Genomic DNA, 18,464 nt, shown 5'->3' on the forward strand with positions numbered 1-18,464 from the left:
TTTTTCTCTCCTCAACTTGTAATATTGGTTAATCATCATTGAACTTACTTACTGAATTTTTTGTATTTGCTCATAATAGCTATCCATTTGAACAAAGCTCATACCGATCAGTGGAATTACCAAATATAAAAAGATAAGACCATACATTGGGGCAAAACCAATCATCCTCCCCCAGATCGCCTTGCTGTCTATTATTTTTTCATACTCCTGTTTTCTTTGTTCAAAATAGTAGGACATATGGGATTCCAAATCATCAAACGCCTCTCTAATGGTAATTTTACCCAAAGATAAATGGAGCTTGTCCACCAGACGTTGAAATTCCGGCAAAGGTGCTTCTTCTTTCAACAAATCGAGAGCCGCCTCAGGCCCATGTTCATAATGAAGCAGACATTTTTGCAGAGGTCTTTTGAGGATTACTGAAAATCTATTCAGCCACTCCAATATTTCCTCGACAGACATTCGTTCCATAACCCGTAAAATGGAAATAACCGTTTGAAACTGATAGACCTCATGCTTCATGTCCAAATGACGCATTTTCCGTTGCAAATATAATAAAAGTATGGGCATTTGGTAGGCTACATACCCAGCAATCATACTAATCAGTACTTCCCACCACTTTATATATTCTTCATTCCAATCTTTCAGCTTTTGGAGGATTCGATGAGTATTCCTGGATAGCTGCTCTGGAGTAGCTGTGCCATTAGCATAATGTTCTAAAGCAGCGTACGTTCGCTCGTATGTGCTGTCCGCTTTCATGTTCAACATTTGCATGATTTTGCGGTCAATCTCACTCTGCTTCAAAGCTTCCTTTTCCTCTGTCGGACTTAAACGTCCAAACATTTGCCCCGATTGTACTGGCGCGTGAAGGATATGCCTTTTTTCAGCTCCATGTAAAACAAATATAGTACTAATACTAAGCACTAATCCTAAGATAAAAAGAGCAATTCTGCGAATGTAGAGCCACTCGAACTTTACCTCCGCACCACTTTCCTTTAGGAGTCGGGTTATCTGGAAATAAGATGACATATGCTGCCGAGGAATTAGAGAATCCACCATATTACGAATGATGGGCATACGATATAACCTCTGCTCCCACACCCTACGCCCTTTACCCGCACGATATCCTGTCTCGTCGGACTGTTGCAGTTTCTGTAACAGAAAGTAGGATAGGATGATAACAATGTAAACGGTCAATTTTGTGATATAACCCAATTTCCCCTGATAAAACTCATCCATGGATGGAAAGCTGGATCTCGCCCATCTCTCGATTGGGGTAGTAAAGAAAACAGGGGCCAGAGCGATCACGTTTAAACTTTTTAGCAGGTAGTCCAGTTTATTTCTCCTCAGCAACTCCAACTGGATTTCGCGTGCAAGACTGCTTAGCCCCTTTAAATAAATGGAACCACCATCCTCAACCCGATCACCAAACTCCATGACCATATACGAGATACCAGCAAAGGCTTTTAAAAAACGATTTGGAGCTGATTCATAATATCTTTCGAGGGCCTCGTGGGGATCCGCATCTGTCAGCGCCTCATGGATGAGCCGTGCATGTCTTCCAGCCTCTGCCTCTGCTAAATCGGCTGCTTCGGATATGGCTTCTTCCACCATACCGTGCTGATGATAGTGATGACGTACATTGGCGAACAATTCGATCATTTGCCCAAGTAGCCTTTTTTCCATTTGGCTAGTGGTCACGTCTATAATAAGGCTGTTGATTACCACTCCGCATAAAACGGCCAATACAGCAAACTCTATTCCTGGTTTCATCATCAGCAGCACAACGCCGCTGCAAGCAAAAGCCCCCCAAATGAGCAGTATCATCTTCATGGTCTGCAGACGAAGCTTATACTCATCGTATGCATGCTGACCAGCTAGTCGCTTACGTACACTTGTGATGTATCCAGCTGTGATAGGGACCCTCATACACAGCGTATACAATTTATGCATTAAAGTTTGAAGTTCCCGTTGAAGTACCGCTTTTCCCTTTCGTGCTTCCTGTACAGAATGAATTCTACCTCTGCGAACTGCATAGCTCTTATGCTTATGCAACCCATACAAAACTGTATATAGAACTGCAAATCCCCCACCTGATATAAGCAAAACCCACAATAAAATTTCTTTAAGACTCATAGTCTTCCTCCCAATAACGGGTCAAAAAACTGCGGAAATCTGCCGCATCGTTTGCATTCATCTGCTCACACATTTCTTCTACACTTTTAGCTGTTAAGGGCTCCATTGGTATATAGCTTCCATTTCGATATTCCATAACATGGCGATAGCTATAACTCGATGAAGCATTGGGACCTATATTCGTATGCTCTGGATTACGCGGTACACATTCTGTGATCCGTTCGATATAACGCCGCCCTTGCGCATCACGCTTGAGATGAACATCAAAGTTAATGACATGCACTACCTGTTCTTCAGCAATATCTTCATGCTGAAATACTCCTGTTTTGAGCAGTGAATTACGAAGTGAAAATACAAGATCACGAAATGTTTTAGCATGGTGAGTAAAAATAGTGAACAAACTAGCAACCTGCGACATTTGAATCATCCAAGCAGCTACTTCATCACTCGCTACTTCGCCTAGAATATTAACGGTTCCATCTGTTTTTTTCTGCAAGTCAAGACCTTGTTGCCCTGAAATATGATCTGTTTCTCGAAAAGTAAGAATATTACGGCGACTGTAAATGCTGCGTAGATGCAGTTCAAAGGCCATTTCCTGAACGCGAAGCGTATACGAAGCGTAAATATGCTTGACCATCGCCATTAACAATGTTGTCTTACCTGAACCCTGCGCACCTGTAATTGCAGTAATCCGACTGCCTTTCATTAGATATGATAGTAGCTGGATTGGAACATCAGCGTTTTGTCCCCTAATTAACTGTTCGAGCGAAGCGCTTTGAATATCAAATTTACGAACAAAGAAAGCCCATGATTCAGAGAAAGGCGGGCGCACTACTACTACCCGTGATCCATCCTTCATTTCATTGACCTTATAACCATTCGCTTCAGAAAGCTGTCCTGGGTAATTGTATTTGTAAATATTTTGACATACCCTTTTAAGCTCACGTTCCGATCCAAAGGAGAGGAATGAAAGGTGGATAGTTTTACCTTTGTAGAAAATCCATACACTCTCATATCCATTCATTATGGGCGCAGAGGTTTGTTCAAATGCATACCTATCTGAAGGCCACTGTGGTGATGAAGAAATACTCCCTTCCGGCACACCACTTACACCCCCACTTACACCATCGATCCTCTGGTCACGAATATCATCAATGACAGAAAAACCTTTGTAATGTTGATAAATCCGCTGCACAATAATATCCACTTTCTCCATAAAGGAAAGGGGACGGTATTCACAGTCATAGATATAGCGGATATCCTCTGTCGTTACGAAATAGCTTCCATCCTCTTCACCTTGCTGTGAATACCTCATTTCGGCTAAGTCATAAGTATCCAGCAAACGTGATAGTGCATCCGCGCCAAATTTCTGCTGATATTGGTAAAAAATAATTTCGAATTGATCTTGTGTGCTAAACAACTCAGGTCTGGAGAATGGCATAACAGTATCGGCGATTTTCTCGTTCAATCCGTAACCGTTAATCAGAAGCTCACTCATCAGATTTTTAACAAAACGTTTATCTCCACTGCTGCCATTGGCACAGTCCTTTAACGCCCTTCGTAGTTCTGCCCTTTGATGGATACGCCGCCTATATTCCTCTTCATGTAATCCGGCATCCGCCATCTGGCTATGACTTAGTTCATGAAGCGCATTTTTGATATACTCTATCAATGTTTCGAATGTGGCATCTTCGCTCTTTGGTTCTACCCGAAGAGCTGAATGTTGCGAGTGAAGATTTCCTCGATATTTAAAAATAATCAGTACGATGCACAGTAGCACAATGCAGGTAATAATTAATCCGTTGATCATATGAGCGGACAGCATTAAGCGCCCCTCTCCAAAGCCTTGAGCCGAAGATCGGACTCTGCCGCCTCCAGAATAGCTTTGCTAATCTGCCGTATGCTCTGCGCCCATCCTACAGACATAAAAGGCTTACGTTGCTGCTCTTTTCCACTTCGCACCTCGCGTTGCACATGACCAATCACATCCCTGCGGTTCCATGCATCCATAAAGTCGGTGCTGTAAGGGACTGTAAGCAAAGTACCCTTGTAGCCATATCTCCTGCGGATATTCGCTTCATTCGCTTGTGAATGCACATCATATTTTCCAAGGACAACTAATATGGGTAATGACGAATATGTGGATAATGGAGACACAGATTCAAAATAAGCGTCCAACTCACGCATATTCTGAGTGAGCGAAAGAACGGCCAGTTTGGCACGTGCACATGCTTCATGCTGTACAGCCCCCCAGCCTACTCCACTCCCTGCATCAATCAGCGTTAAATCATAATATTGATTCGCTGTATCAATTACCACTTTTACAAGATCAGGGGAAAGTAGCGGCGGTGCAGCTCCAAAACCAGAGGTTCCCTCAAGTACATCCAGAGTGTGTTCTAGTACAGGTGTCGTATAGTTACGAATATTTTCTCTAGACAGCGTCCCTCTCAGAACTAAACGTGAAACAGCATCCCAGCCCCCTTCCTGAATCTGTAGACTTGGATCGTCCATGCCATACTCCTGTATAGGAAATCCTGATTCAATACCGGTATGCCTACGGCCCAAATGAGTCAACAAAAGTCTTCCTCTATATAAATTACCTATGGTAATTGCTATTGCTGCCGCTAATGAGCTACTTCCACTCGCTCCCTTAGTGGGGCTCCAAAACAAAATGGTGCTCATGCTCTCCTCCTTTCCGCACGCTTTAGCGCACGACGACTTTCTTTTATCTCCCAACTCATCCATTCTCCAATACAACGGCACAATTCTCTCTTATATATTCTGGATAGAGGTTTTAACAGAAGCTGTTTTTTATGCTCATTTTCCAGCTTTAGAGCAAGCTGTCCTTCATCCCATGGCAGTACATACGGCTCTGGTTGCCATAAGGCAGGAAAGCGATTCATGTATTCCCACAAATACGCCTCCTCCACACCGCAATCCACTGCCTGTATAAATAGCTTGTGAAATACAAGATCTTTGGGAAATCCAGGTTGGCCAAACAAATGCTCAAGCCAATTCTGTCCGCTGTGCATTAGCATGTGGCTATAATCACTGACCCAAACCCGGAGTTCCGAAATTTTCCAAACAGAAATTGGACAAAAATCAGGTAGCTCTACATCCAAAATAACAATGTCATAAGTCTGTTCTGCCTTTTGATCAGCCAGCATACCGATATGCAGATCTTCCCATGCTGTAAATCCAATCGCCACATCGAATCCACAAAACTGTGTAATGGGTAGTGGTTTATCGAGCATTCCTATGCTGTACCGATATTGTCCCCGCAGTGTAGCGTCCACAAGCAGTACCTGTTGGCCTGAAGCTGCCAATACGCTGCTGATGTATAATAAAGTATCGCTTTTGTCACAAAGACCGGCAAATATCCATGTTTTCATACTTCCGTTCCTTTTCTCTCATTTATTTGGCATACGGATCAGAGCTACCACCCTGCGTTAGAATCTTCGTTTGTTCTTCGTGGTCCTGTTCCTCACTCCCTGTATCATCAATTCCACTTACTGCATCTTCAATAGTTGTGCCTGCATGCTGAGCTGCAACCTCCTCACTTAGACCTTTTTCCACAGGTGTTGAAATCACATTGTTTGATGAATTAATTGCATTTTCTAGAGAATTTCGTAGCTGCTTGGACAGTATTTGTTCAGCAACACGGACTAAATTCGGATCACTATTCATTAACGCTAACACCTGTGCATTAGGCGGATAGGTCTGTATGGCCTTGGGCTGAAATTGGGGATCTACATATGTCAGAGCATAGATGGATGCTTTATGCAGATAGGCATCTACAATAGCACTCGAAAGGGATAGTATTTCCTGCTCATTCATAGTAACCCATACGGTTGGGCCTTCTAGCCGAGAAATCTTCTTTTTGGATAATAGAATGTAATCCTGACCTGTTGGAAATTGAATGCGAATATCTACCTCGTCCCCTGGCTTCAGGCTGCTGGGCAGTACCACCACTTTTAACTCACGGTTGCGTAGATCCTTAGGTGTGGGTTCATCAGCAGTAATCATAGCTGATGTAAGCACAGCTCCTTTTTTTAGTTCTATCTTAGCTGTAGTGCGAGAAACTTCACTTTTATTTGTCAACAAATTAGACGGGGCTTGAGAACCAGGAACCTTAATTCCCTTCAAATCATTAGATGTAATCTGCTCGCCTGGTGAAATGTCACGAACAACCGCCCAGCCTGTTTTCGCAGTCCGTTGCTCTTGTTCATACAGTTTCCATTTCTGCTCTGCCTCCACCTTTGCCTGCTTCCTGATCTCACTCATTTGATGGATATTCACCATAAGGTAGCCCACAAAGATCATGCCTACAATACCCGCGCCAACACAACCTGCATATAGTTTTTGTTTGCTGCTTTTTCTTAGCTTGGACACACAGCTTCTCCCCTACCTCTTTAGATATATACCTGCCTATTTAGTGCTGTTGTTTAAGGAATCTGAAACGTCTTTTCCGAGTGTCTGTAATGACTCCACGAAAAAGCTCGTCCAATACCTGATCCATTTCATCATCCCGTTCGAAAGGATCTGAATGGAACGGCAGCGCAAATACTTTATCGTGATCTAGCTCCTTTCGTAACCTGCGGACAGCCCCCGAGGGTGCCAATGGCAAGCAGTAATTCCATTTGTGTTGCGGATGACGCTGAAGAGATCGGGCTAGACCCGTTATATCCTGAACTCTCCATTCGGCCCCTGAGCCGACAACTAGCGGATAATCGGCTCTCAAAAATTCTTCCAGTCGTTCATTGTCCTGCCCATTCCCCAAGTCCAGTACGATAAATCTGTAGGATCCGCCCAGCAAGGAAATGACATCTGCACGAGATGTTTGCCGCCAATAATGAACTCCATCGACTTCAAAACGCCGACTTGAACTTGCTTGTCCAACAGGTATGCCTTCCACGACTTCTTGCAGTCGGGCAAATGCCTTAGCTGTACTATGCAGCTCAACCAAGGCTACGGAGTGGGTCTTTCGAGCCAAGTAGTGGCTCACTGCAATTGCTGTGTGTGTAGCACCGGAGCCGGAAGACACACCCAACACTGCCACTACCCTTGTTCCAGCATAATCCGACGAAGCATTACTAACAGATTTCCCTGGTTGAGCAGACTGAAAATTAGCACTGCGCCTCAGTTCTCCAATGACCTCCTCAGCAGACTGAAATCGTTCCTCAGGATGATGCCGCAGCAGCTTTCGAATTATCGGAATCAAATGTCGAGGCAATTCCCCGCGAATATACCCTTCAACTCCTGCTGTCCACTCGCTATATTTACCACCTGTACATAGATACAATAGTAACGCCCCTAGACTGTACAGGTCCGAGCGAGCATCCGTCTGTCCTGTTCCATATTGCTCTGGGGCAGCAAAGCCCACTGTGCCCAGCTTTATCGTATCCTGATCCAGCTCGGACTTATAGCTCCTCGCTATCCCAAAATCGATCAGTTTAAATTCCATTTCCGGTGTCAGCATAATATTCGCCGGCTTGAGGTCCCGATAAATGACTGGCAATTGGCGGGTATGCAAATAATCAAGTACATCCAGTACCTGCAGAGCGAATGGAATGATTTGCTCCTGTGGAATACAGCCTTGGTATCCCCTCATGTATGCTTCCAGTGTAATTCCTTCGATGTAGTCCATAACCAGATATACCGCACCAGATGGAGGATATTCAAAAAAATCAACAATCCTCGGTAAACGTGGATGGCTTAGCGAAATCAACATTTCGGCTTCCGTCCGTACAATCTTCATTATTTTTGGATCGGCAATCGACTCCTTCACTGCCCAATGCTTGCCCGGCAGCTTTAAATCTTCGGCCATGAACACGCGGCTCATGCCTCCCGAACCTAACGTACGAATAATTCGGTAACGTTCACCGACAATTGACCCGAACTCTAATTGTGATGGTTGATTCATCATTCTCTTACCTCCCTTCTACAAGCAGACAACGCAAAAAAGGGAAAGCCACCGCAAAATGAAGTCTTCATAATGACATGAAAACAATTTTCGCGGGATGCTTTCCCTTGATTTAATACAAATATTTTTTAAAGGAACAATTTGGATTTATTATATAGCACACTGCATCTATTGTAAAGAATTATTTTCCATACTTGATCATATACAGGGTAATCTCATCTCGGTTATGGAAAAGCTGTTTGGCTCGCTGAATCTGCATGCCGGACTCCTCAAAGGAAGCAATCACATCATGAATAAGCGCCAAGGGCTTTTTATGCATTAGCTTGACTGTTACGATAGCCGTACCACCACTCCGCAAACTATACAGTAAATCAGTAACGAGCCTTGCCATCTGTTTTGGACTCCAACTCATATCACAAACCAGCAGATCGAACGAATTCTCTTTAAATTTGACTTCACTTGCATTTTTACGCAAAAATGTCAGATTGGCGTACTTCATCAGCGATGGCTCCATCTTGGCCGGATCAACCGCTGTAACTTTCAGTCCACGCTCCAGCAAGAAGGAAGTCCATCCACCCGGTGCTGCCCCAATATCCAGTCCCTGATGGAAAGCGCTAAAATCAATGCCGAACGTTGCTTCTGCTTCCAGTAGCTTGAATTTGGCACGCGAGATCTGTCCGTCCTCCTTCTGAAAACGAACTGCACCTCCGCTCCAATCTGATAGGTTGTCCTGAGGATGTGATACGCCTGCGTACCACGTATCTGTATCTGCAAAAACGGACACAATAACATCGGCGCCATGTACTACCAATTCCATAGGTAGATCACTTAATTGTTCACTCAAAGCCAGCTTGAGCGCACCTGCGCTTTCAGCCCAACTGCTATTAGATCCTTTGCGTACTTGCAAAGAAACACGCTGATCTATCAATTCCCTGCGGTTACGGATAAATGCAACCAGACGCTCTTGCACTTGAACCAGATCCGTACCTTCCTCCTGAAAATGAACAGGAAACAAGTGACGCAGAAACATCGGTGGCTGACCTGTAATCGTCTTCACTGCCTCAATTTCTTGCGCAGGTAATGTTGCTAGAAAAATTTCACCAGGTAGAAGCATCGTGCTTTTCACAGAGCCAAATAATCTTCTAAGCTCCTCCTGAGCATAGGGTGCAAAACCATGGTTGGCCGTACAAACAAATCTCGATGTCGACAAAGTGGACTCACTCTGTTCATCTGTATTCACGTATAGTTCCTCCAAAATAACGTTACCCTCCAGCGCACACCCGAATCCAAGGACGTTCTCCATCCCATTCCAGCTCAACTGGAACTTCATAAGTGTGCATAATCAATTCTTTCGTTAAAACTTCTTTTTTCAATCCAGCAGCTGCAACCTTGCCATCCCGAATCAACGCAACATGCGTAAAGAGAGGGACAATCTCCTCAATGTGATGAGTTACATAGACCACTGATAAGTCTCGCTTGCGAAGCTGATCAATCTCGACCAACATCTTTTCCCGTTCAAATAAATCCAATCCGGCACAAGGCTCGTCCATTATCAGTAGGCGAGGTTCAGCCATCAGCGAGCGGGCCAGCATTACCTTTTTACGTTCTCCTTGAGATAAGGTACCTAACGGGTGATGAATCAGATCGCCTAAATTCATACCCTCCAAAAGAGATACGGCTTTTTCTTTTGCCTCCGTCGGAATCTCCTGATAAAAACGCAAAAAAGCATACGCACCTGTAGCTACCACTTCCCAAACGGGATCTTTTAGCGCCAGCTTTTCCAGTAATGTCTGGCTAATATATCCGATCTGCTTGCGAACTTCCCGCACATCACATTGACCATACGTTTGCCCAAGCACCTCAATCGTACCACGACTTGGAAACATATACCCTGTCATCATTTCCAACAATGTTGTTTTGCCGGAACCATTTCGACCCAGAATAGCCCAATGTTCACCTTCTCGTATTTCTAGGCTTACATCGTCCAAGATACGTCTTTCTTCCCGCTGTAATGTAATGTTCTTCATGGATATCATTCCATCACGCTCCTTATCCTGCTCAGCAAGTGTTCTACAGATTCCATTTTGTAGATGATTTCAGGATTTTTGTTTTCACCATTATATATAAGAAGCGCGGGGACACTGGAAATCCGATACTCCTGAACCAGTTCAGGAATATAGTTAATGTTGCTCTGCACCACTGCTCCTTCGGGGAGCAAATGCTCTGCTACCTCTAACATTCTACGGGCAGCCGCGCATGTTCCGCACATGGGAGTGTATACAAACAAAGCCAGCTTGCATCCCTCCCATATGGCACGGCGTGCTTCTTTTTGTCCGATCTCTTTCATCGCTTAGACTCGTTTATGATCTCTTGCATACGCACCTCAGGAATCGGCCCGTTATGCACAGTGACTCCCTCCGGCTTATTCGCATAAAGCAGTTCATACATGGCTCGGCGCCCCTGCGGACTGGAGGAATGCAAGTAAATTTCACGCGGATATAACTGTTTACTTGCAATAGCAGCAGCTACATCCTTTCCCGTCGGTTGACCCGGACCCAAATCATAATCTAACGATAGTATCGAAATTGGGTATTCATGAAGCAGAAGCAGACACTCATCCGCGTCCCTTGCCAGCTTAAAACCTGGAGGACAAGGTCGATAATCGTCCATAAACAAATACACCAACTTCTCCTCCTTCTTCCCAAAAAAGTAAGCTTACATAAGCCTCTAAGATAACTATTATTTATTTAAAATAATTTACTCCCAGCTTTGAATCATTCGAATGTCCTCCTGATGTGTCCCATCAGGTCCCGCCTCACTCTCCAAAACGACGGGAATACCTCTTACAGCTTCTTGTTCTGTTATCCAGCGCATGCCTTCAATACCAATGTAACCTTGCCCTACGCGCGCATGTCTGTCTTTTTTAGAGCCATACGGGTGTTTGGAATCATTCAAATGAACTCCGTACAGCGCTGACCAATAACCGAGACGGTCCCCTTTTTCAAACAAAGCCTCGTCCACTCCACCGTTCCACAATCCTGCTGCATACGCATGACAAGTATCCAGGCAAAATCCGATACTGCCAGGATCTCGACACAATTGGCGAATTTGGACCATTTCCTCGAGCGTGGTTCCCATGGGACCGTGATCCCCAGCTTGATTTTCAATTAATATTTTAGCATTTCCCTGCCAGCCTTCGAGCACATCATTCAGACAGTTAATAATATTATGATAGCCCTCCAGCGGGTCAGACGAATGCATATGCCCAAAATGAACAACTATCCCCTTCGATCCACAGGCTTCAGCAATATCCAAATCGTTGCGTAATGAAGCAACCATCAACTCGTAAAGTTCCTGACCACGTTCGCGACCATGAGCTGGATTAACGGGATAGGGCGAATGAGCAATAGATTGAAGCTGGTGCTCTGAGCAGTAATCTTTACAAGCAGCAGCATCTATGGAGTTCCATTCCTTCAGCTTGAGACTACGAGGATTTTTCGGAAAATATTGAAATGAACGTCCTCCCTGCTCTCGTGCACGTATAGCAGCTTTGGAAAAGCCACCCCGCGTACTCACGTGAGAGCCGATAAGCAATTTAGGCATCATGCTGCTGCACCGGGCAATAAAATGCTTTTTTCCCCGCCAGCTCGACTCTTACAATTTTCCCACCGCTTGGAGATTCTTCTCCTTCACGGTCATATACTCGACACTGATGATCAAAGCCACCTGTGAGCGTGTCTCCCTCCATTAGAGGCATTTCCATATAACCGCCCTCCGCAGTAGCTTCACGAAGTACGGATTGAGTAGCATGATATAGCTTCTCCACTTTTTCTGGGGATTGCACAATATTTTGCACCTTGGAACCCGGTGTAAATCCGGCGATATATGCAATTTCGTCCGAATAGCAATTGCCAATCCCCGAAAAAACCTGCTGGTTTACCAGTGTTGTTTTCAAAATTCCCCGTCGCCCTTTTAGACGTGCTGTAAAATTTTCCAATGTCATACGACGGTCTAACGGATCAGGTCCCAGGTCTGACAAAGCTTCATCTGTTTCTTTAGCCGTCAGCAAGTGCAGATAACCTAAGCGCAGTCCGATAAAATAAAGCTTCGCTCCGCTAAAATCCAATTCGATCTGAACCGTACGGTCTGGACGTTGCTCCTCCGTTCCCAGATACAACAATCCTCCCAACATGAGATGAAGCACAAGCCGTTTACCCGTATTTAAATGAAAAATCAAATGCTTGCCCCGACGCTCTAAATATACAACGGTCGCACCCAGCAATTGCTTCTTAAAGGTTTCCACTTCAGTATTAATGGACTTTTCACGGCTAACCGCCACTCCAGTAATCGGAATGTCCAAAATTTGTTTTGATAATAAGATTCTGTAGTTTTCCATTTCAGGAAGTTCCGGCATATCAACATCTTTCCTTTCGTAGCTCATAGCTTTGAATTCTCATATATTTCTAAGTCATATCCTTTTATGATTTCAGCTCTTTTTGCATCCATTCCTGCAGTTCGTCCAAACTTTCAAACATCAGGTCAGGTTTTACTCCAACGGTACGAATATGTTCATCCATATTAGCGCGAGTCGTCACACCCGTCAGAATCAGAGCTGTTTTACAACCTGCTGCTGCACCTGCCGCAATATCTGTAAGCATATTATCGCCCACAACCAGAGCTTCATCCGCTCTAATGCTCAAGCGATTTAGTGCATAATTCATTAGCACGCTTGAAGGCTTGCCGATGACGACCGGTTTGACCTGTGAAGCAGCTTCAATGGCAGCTCCAATGGTACCTGCACCTGGTGTAAGCCCGTCATGCGAAGGCAATTGTAGATCCGGATTTGTCAAAATAAATGTAGCTCCCTCACGAATCCAACGCATGGCAGCTGCCAGCGTTTCATATGTAAATTGACGATCTATCCCCTGTACCACATAATCAGGATGATTCTGAACAAGCTGCAAGCCAGCCCCTGTGAGTGCCTCGCGTAATCCCGTTTCACCAATACAATATACATGAGCTCCAGGGCTTTGCTGTGCAACATATTGTGCAGCTGCTAACGCTGAAGTATATACTTCATGACTAGCTGCTTCAATTCCCATACCAATCAAATGCTCGGCCACCAATTCGGGTGTGCGTGAAGCATTGTTGGTGACATATGCATAAGGTATATGCTCTGAACGCAATCGCGAAATGAACAGATCCGCACCCTTGATCATCCGATTTCCATGATAAAGTGTTCCATCCAGATCAATTAGTAACGATTTTATCGCAATCCCCTCCCCCGCTTCATTTCATACATCATAACATTGAAAATAATAATTCACCCCATGAATGGTATTCTCCTTTTTATTTAACCACCTGAATGACTTAGGGCATTAAATAATCGGTCATTTCCATTCCTCTCATCTATCTTAAGTCAAAAATGCTTATGAAGTCCATGTATTGCTGGTAAACCATCCAAAATAGCGTCATCCCTCGCTAAAAGCCGTCGCTTCCACATAGCATAAGATCATTTCTTCGTCGAATCTCATCGAAGATGCTACGTCTTCAAAGGAAATTCCCTGTATTTCCTGGGCGTACTCAAGCAACTAAATCCTTTAAATTCGATATATAGAAGCTCCAATATGACATGCCTCCATATGTGGTAGAACAATTTCGTTCATCCCATACTAATGCCCGTCTCACCTCTTGTCGCATCCTGCGCTTTCCCGGAAAATAATTTCTAGGGAAAAAGAAAAGCACCGGAGCAAGCCCCGGCACCTATGCACATATCTTTTCTCCAATCATTTATTGGCCGATATCAGGTACCGGTAACAACACATGCTGCTCCGCAAGCAATGAATTGGGGAATAGGCTTCGCGCTTCCTCCAGCAAAGGCTGAAGCTGCTCTTGATCTTTATACCTAGAACTAAAATGCGTCATAATTAACTGCCCTGCGCCTGCGGCTTTGGCAGCTTCCGCTGCCTGAAGCGCCGTACTATGATGATACTCGTACGCCGTATCCGCCAGATCATGCAGAAATGTGGCTTCATGAACGACGACAGTTGCATCTCGTGCCAGCACTACTGTATTCGGACAAGGTCTCGTGTCACCTAAAATAGTGACGATCCGCCCTTTTTTAGGTGAACCCAATACATCCTGAGGATGCAGAATAACTCCACCCTCTACTTCCACACTTTCTCCACGCTTTAATTTACCGTACACTGGGCCAGGCTTGATCCCGTATCGCTCCAACAGTTCTTGGTTAAGCTTACCGGGCTTATCCATCTCTACAATTCGGTAGCCATAACTGTCAATCCGATGATCCAACAAAGCTGACTCCACCCGAAATTGACCGTCATCGAACAGAACCCCGCCCGTATGCTCCACAATATGTAGTGGGTAATTGATACGAGATTGGCTGATCCCTAAAGATAGCTCAATATATTGCTGAAGACCAGGCGGTCCATATACCGTCAGAGGTGCCGTACCTCCCTGATATGCCCTGCTCGACAAAAGACCCGGCAGACCAAAAAGATGATCCCCATGCAAATGAGTGATAAATATTTTTTCAAGTCTGCTCAGCTTGAGCGGCGAACGCAACACTTCCTGTTGAGTGCCTTCACCGCAGTCAAACAACCACATGCTTCTTCGTTCCTCCAGTAAACGAAGAGCAATGGATGTTACATTTCGCTGAATTGTAGGTACCCCTGCATTTGTACCGAGAAAATATAATTCCATGACATTTACCTTCTTCCTGCTGACCAGCAAAAAACCTCCGAAGCTCGGAGGGTTTTTGCTATCCCATCTGATAAAGGTGTTAAACCTTTTCGACGTTAAAATACTGCGCCTGAGGGTGGCTGAACACCATGGCTGATACTGATGCCTCCGGTTCCATCATAAACCCTTCCGTTAGCTCAACGCCAATGTCCTCAGGTTTTAACAATTGGAACAACGGTCCCTGATCCTCCAGATCCGGACATGCCGGATAGCCAAAGGATACCCGTATACCTTGATATCTAGCGCCGTGCCGCTGTTTCATCGTCATATCGGCAGGGTCCGGGAAACCCCAGCTATCCCTGATAATATGGTGAAGCCGTTCTGCTAACCCTTCTGCCACTTCGAGCGCTACTGCTTGAAGTGCATGTGAGCGCAGGTAATCTCCGTTGTCTTTCCATTGGGTGGATAGCTTCTGAATGCCATGACCAGCGGTAACAACCATAAAACCTACATAGTCCATAACCCCTGATTCCACTGATTTCAAAAAATCAGCCAGACATAGATAAGGCTCTACCTGCTGACGTGGAAACGTAAATGTGTGCAGTACCTTGCTTACATCCGATGGATCATAGATTAGAATTTGGTTTCCTTGGGACTGAGCTGGGAAGAACCGATACATAGCACTCGCCTGAATAATTCCGTCTGTAACAGCTTCAAACATGATGCTGTCTACGGTTTCCTTCAACTGAATCGCTTTCGGATCCCCCGAAGCTAGCAGTTGCTCAACATTGCCTTTTAAGCCAAGATGATGCCCCATTAGCATCTGCATATTCACATAAGGCAGAATATAATTCAGTGGGTAGTTACGCAGTACATGGCGATCCGTATCCGGCGGGATATAGACGGGCAAATCCTGAGCAATGTTAGAACGTACAGCCCGAGTTAGCTTAGGGAGCGGCTTGACCTCCACGACCGTTGCCGCTTCCGCCTCCTGCTCAGCCTTCATGTCCTCGGCCATTTTTTTACGGGACTCAGGGTCCATAAGCTTATTGGCAATATCCAGTCCATCCATAGCATCTTTCGCATAGGCTACCAGCCCATCATACTCAGGACGAATACGATTTTTAGTAAACTTACGCGTTAAGGCAGCTCCACCAACCATTATTGGAATATCAATGTTCGCATTTTTCAAATCCTGCGCGGTTAGCACCATTTGTTGTGCCGATTTAACAAGCAGACCGGACAGGCCGATCATGTCAGCCTTTTCTTCACGATAAGCTTCAATGATGCGTTCTGGTGGTACTTTTATACCCAGATTTACAATATGGTAACCATTGTTGGATAGAATAATCTCCACCAAATTCTTACCTATATCATGCACATCACCTTTAACCGTAGCCAACAAAATCTTACCTTTTACTGAGGATTCATTTTTCTCCATGAACGGTTCTAAATAAGCCACGGATGCTTTCATTACTTCAGCGCTTTGCAGAACCTCCGCAACAATCAGTTCGTTGTTGTTAAACAAACGTCCTACTTCTTCCATCCCTTTCATTAGCGGTCCGTTAATAATCTCCAGAGAAGAATATTTAGCGAGCGCTTGCTCCAGATCCGGGATCAGTCCCTCCTTACTTCCCTCCACTACATAGGAAGCCAGCCGTTCTTCGAGCGAAAGGTTTGATATCTTCTCTTTTTTCTCCACTTTTTTGTTACGGAAAGCTGCTACAAATGCAGATAACGTATCGTCATTTGTTTTATAGATCAGGTCTTCCGCCAATTTCCGTTCATGCTCGGGGATCGATGCATAGCGTTCAAGCTTCTCCGTATTTACAATTGCATAATCCAGTCCCGCTTTGGTGCATTCGTACAAATAGACAGAATTGAGCACTTCACGACCCGCTTCCGGTAAACCAAAGGATACGTTACTGATGCCCAATATGGTATGAACCCCGGGAAGCGCTTCTTTAATGATACGTATGCCCTCAATCGTTTCCTTAGCCGAACCGATATATTGCTCATCCCCTGTTCCTACTGGGAATACGAGCGTATCAAAAATTATATCCTCCGCTGCCAAACCGTAACGGTTCACCAACAGATCATAAGAACGCTTAGCTACCTCGAGCTTATCCTCACGCCCAATTGCCTGTCCACGTTCATCAATCGTTCCGACAACAACAGCAGCGCCGTATTTATGAATAATAGGAGCCATTTTCTCAAATTTCTCTTCACCATCCTCCAAATTAATGGAGTTAATAATTGCCTTACCTTGCGAATATTGAAGTGCTTTATCGATAACTTTAATATCCGTGGTATCAATCACCAATGGTACTTTCACCTTGTTTACAACCAGTTTCAAGAACGCTTCCATATCTATCATTTCATCACGGTCCGGATCTTGCACACAAATATCAATGACATGTGCTCCGCTTTTTACCTGAGCGCGGGCAATTTCAGACGCTTCTTCATATTTGCCTTCCACGATCAAACGCTTGAATTTCCGGGAACCCAGAACATTCGTTCGCTCACCAACCATATACGGACGATTATCCTGTTCAATATACACAGGCTCAATGCCTGATACGGCAGGAGGATGATGACCTACGAGCTGACGAGGCTCAAACTGCGCCATACTTTCACTCATTACTCTTATATGCTCTGGAGTAGTACCGCAACAGCCTCCCGCAATATTCAACCAGCCTTTTTCAGCGAAAGCAGCCATTTTACGAGCTAATGAATCCGGCGATTCATGGTATTGACCATTTTCATCGGGCAAGCCCGCATTTGGATAACAGCTAATAGCTGCAGAGGACATTTCAGACAAAGAACGAATATGATCACGCATAAACTCTGGACCTGTAGCACAATTCAGTCCAATCGAGATTGGATGTAAATGTTCGAGTGATATGCAGAAGGATTCGATGTTTTGTCCGGCCAACGTTGTTCCCATCGGCTCAATCGTGCCAGAAATCATTAATGGAAGCTCAATCCCTGTCTGCTCAAAAGCCTGACGAATTCCAATGCTACCTGCCTTAACGTTAAGCGTATCCTGTGAGGTCTCCAACAGAAGAACATCTACCCCACCTTCAATAAGCGCCAAAGCCTGCTCCTGATAGCTTTCAATCAGCTCTACAAATGTAACACCGCCTGTGACAGACAAGGTTTTTGTAGTTGGACCCATAGCTCCTACAACAAAACGAGGCTTGTCCGCAGTGCTATATTTATCCACCGCGTTACGCGCCAGTTTGGCCGCCACCAGATTAATTTCACGGGCACGTTCTGGTATATCGTAATCCGCCAAAACGACGGATGTCGCTCCAAATGTATTCGTTTCAATCAGGTCTGCTCCGGCCTCCAAGTATGCTTCATGAATCCCTTGAATGACATCCGGTCTTGTTAAGACCAACATCTCGTTGCAGCCTTCTAACTCTTCCCCACCAAAATCAGCGGCAGAAAGGTCTTCCTGCTGAATCATAGTGCCCATAGCCCCATCAAGAAGGAGTATTCTTCGTTGTAACGCATCCTGCAAGCTAACTTTATCCAAAATTTCTTCACCCCCGCAAAACGTTAAATCCTAGTTTAGCAGAAACCGTATCATTTAGATAGATTGAAGTAAAAACATACGTTTTATGCAGGCTATTCTTCTTTACAAACGACTTAGCTGATCTATTTTTGTAGTATGCATCGTTATAGACGAACGTCTTTAAAC

At 44.7% G+C, this 18,464-nt stretch carries 15 protein-coding genes; all 15 read right to left on the minus strand.

Features of this window, described 5'->3' with window-relative positions; translation table 11 throughout:
* Window positions 1-48: 48 nt before the first annotated feature.
* The 15 genes from ACH59B_RS13710 to metH all read right to left on the minus strand — a co-directional run bounded on the left by ACH59B_RS13710 (window position 49) and on the right by metH (window position 18,299).
* Window positions 49-2,133: a hypothetical protein gene (locus tag ACH59B_RS13710; RefSeq protein WP_404301833.1), complete on the minus strand. Its 2,085-nt coding sequence runs from the start codon at window positions 2,131-2,133 to the stop codon at window positions 49-51.
* Window positions 2,123-3,958, minus strand: a complete 1,836-nt coding sequence (locus ACH59B_RS13715) for an ATPase, T2SS/T4P/T4SS family (RefSeq protein ID WP_017427709.1) — start codon at window positions 3,956-3,958, stop codon at window positions 2,123-2,125. Before ACH59B_RS13715 ends, ACH59B_RS13710 begins: the two co-directional genes overlap by 11 nt.
* A complete protein-coding gene (locus ACH59B_RS13720) occupies window positions 3,958-4,815 on the minus strand; it encodes a hypothetical protein (protein ID WP_404301835.1) in 858 nt (285 codons plus the stop codon). Before ACH59B_RS13720 ends, ACH59B_RS13715 begins: the two co-directional genes overlap by 1 nt.
* Window positions 4,812-5,525 carry a hypothetical protein gene (locus ACH59B_RS13725; RefSeq protein ID WP_016821935.1) on the minus strand — a complete coding sequence of 238 codons (714 nt, stop codon included), beginning with the start codon at window positions 5,523-5,525 and terminating at the stop codon, window positions 4,812-4,814. The genes ACH59B_RS13720 and ACH59B_RS13725 overlap by 4 nt, the downstream gene beginning before the upstream one ends.
* A gap of 22 nt (window positions 5,526-5,547) precedes the next feature.
* The gene (locus ACH59B_RS13730; protein ID WP_103042472.1) at window positions 5,548-6,525 is read right to left on the minus strand and encodes an SAF domain-containing protein; all 978 of its coding nucleotides are present in this window, start codon (window positions 6,523-6,525) and stop codon (window positions 5,548-5,550) included.
* 40 nt (window positions 6,526-6,565) lie between these two features.
* Window positions 6,566-8,059, minus strand: coding sequence for a serine/threonine-protein kinase (locus ACH59B_RS13735; RefSeq protein ID WP_019687422.1), 1,494 nt, complete (start codon window positions 8,057-8,059; stop codon window positions 6,566-6,568).
* A gap of 178 nt (window positions 8,060-8,237) precedes the next feature.
* On the minus strand, window positions 8,238-9,296 hold the full coding sequence (locus ACH59B_RS13740; RefSeq protein ID WP_016821938.1) for an SAM-dependent methyltransferase: 1,059 nt from the start codon (window positions 9,294-9,296) through the stop codon (window positions 8,238-8,240).
* Window positions 9,297-9,318: 22 nt separating this feature from the next.
* Window positions 9,319-10,092, minus strand: a complete 774-nt coding sequence (locus ACH59B_RS13745; RefSeq protein WP_016821939.1) for an ABC transporter ATP-binding protein — start codon at window positions 10,090-10,092, stop codon at window positions 9,319-9,321.
* On the minus strand, window positions 10,089-10,403 hold the full coding sequence (locus ACH59B_RS13750; RefSeq protein WP_016821940.1) for a thioredoxin family protein: 315 nt from the start codon (window positions 10,401-10,403) through the stop codon (window positions 10,089-10,091). Before ACH59B_RS13750 ends, ACH59B_RS13745 begins: the two co-directional genes overlap by 4 nt.
* Complete coding sequence (locus ACH59B_RS13755; protein ID WP_016821941.1) at window positions 10,400-10,738, minus strand: cyclic-phosphate processing receiver domain-containing protein; 339 nt, start codon at window positions 10,736-10,738, stop codon at window positions 10,400-10,402. The genes ACH59B_RS13750 and ACH59B_RS13755 overlap by 4 nt, the downstream gene beginning before the upstream one ends.
* A gap of 75 nt (window positions 10,739-10,813) precedes the next feature.
* Window positions 10,814-11,662, minus strand: coding sequence for a deoxyribonuclease IV (locus ACH59B_RS13760; protein ID WP_029515048.1), 849 nt, complete (start codon window positions 11,660-11,662; stop codon window positions 10,814-10,816).
* Window positions 11,652-12,470, minus strand: a complete 819-nt coding sequence (locus ACH59B_RS13765) for an Fpg/Nei family DNA glycosylase (RefSeq protein WP_026065468.1) — start codon at window positions 12,468-12,470, stop codon at window positions 11,652-11,654. The genes ACH59B_RS13760 and ACH59B_RS13765 overlap by 11 nt, the downstream gene beginning before the upstream one ends.
* 64 nt (window positions 12,471-12,534) lie before the next feature.
* Window positions 12,535-13,275, minus strand: coding sequence for an HAD-IIA family hydrolase (locus ACH59B_RS13770; protein WP_243208147.1), 741 nt, complete (start codon window positions 13,273-13,275; stop codon window positions 12,535-12,537).
* Window positions 13,276-13,846: 571 nt separating this feature from the next.
* Window positions 13,847-14,779 (minus strand): ribonuclease Z, encoded by a 933-nt coding sequence (rnz, locus tag ACH59B_RS13775; protein WP_016821944.1) that lies wholly within the window; start codon window positions 14,777-14,779, stop codon window positions 13,847-13,849.
* 79 nt (window positions 14,780-14,858) lie between these two features.
* Window positions 14,859-18,299 (minus strand): methionine synthase, encoded by a 3,441-nt coding sequence (metH, locus tag ACH59B_RS13780; RefSeq protein ID WP_044788161.1) that lies wholly within the window; start codon window positions 18,297-18,299, stop codon window positions 14,859-14,861.
* Window positions 18,300-18,464 lie beyond the last annotated feature (165 nt).

It is taken from the genome of Paenibacillus sp. DP01 (assembly GCF_044784315.1).
GTDB classification, from domain to species: domain Bacteria; phylum Bacillota; class Bacilli; order Paenibacillales; family Paenibacillaceae; genus Paenibacillus; species Paenibacillus polymyxa.